1 pseudogene and 1 other annotated feature are annotated in these 591 nt (G+C 42.8%); the pseudogene reads left to right on the top strand.

The annotated features are described in order from the left end of the window. Positions 1–9: 9 nt before the first annotated feature. Positions 10–591 (top strand): annotated as a pseudogene (locus GVV58_RS15280) (IS3 family transposase); the annotation flags it as partial. Further along, positions 16–132 (top strand) — a sequence feature (AL1L pseudoknot). It overlaps the preceding pseudogene by 117 nt.

Raw genomic sequence — 591 nt, 5'->3', positions numbered from 1 at the left:
TCTACGTAAAGCAGCCGCTTTTTTCGCCCAGGCGGAGCTCGACCGCCCACACAAATAATGGTGGATTTTATCCATAACAATAAGGCGTTATATGGTGTTGAGGCGATTTGTAGAATTTTACCGATCGCACCTTCAACCTATTACCGGACTCTAGATCTCTGTGAAAATCCAGAACATCGAGCAAAGCGAGATTTACATGACTTGCATCATGCTGAGGAGATTAAACGAATTTGGAAGGAAAGTTCAGGTCGATATGGTGTACGTAAAGTCTGGCAAAAACTGAAACGTGAAGGCTATATTATTGCGCGCTGTACAGTTGCTCGATTGATGCAAAAGCTAGGAATACAAGGTGTTTGGCGTGGTAAGAATAAACAGACCACCCGTAGCCGAGATGACCAAAAACGAGCAGATGATTTAGTGAAACGTAATTTTAGTGCTGATCGACCTGACCAATTATGGGTCAGTGACTTTACGTATATTCAAACCAATTCTGGCTGGGTCTACACCGCATTTATTATTGATGTGTTCTCACGAGCAATTGTTGGATGGAAAGTATCTACACGGATGAATACAGATATGGTGCTCGATGCA

It is taken from the genome of Acinetobacter sp. 18QD2AZ41W, assembly GCF_009829025.1.
GTDB classification, from domain to species: domain Bacteria; phylum Pseudomonadota; class Gammaproteobacteria; order Pseudomonadales; family Moraxellaceae; genus Acinetobacter; species Acinetobacter pseudolwoffii.
This window is presented reverse-complemented; position numbering and strand designations above follow the sequence as displayed.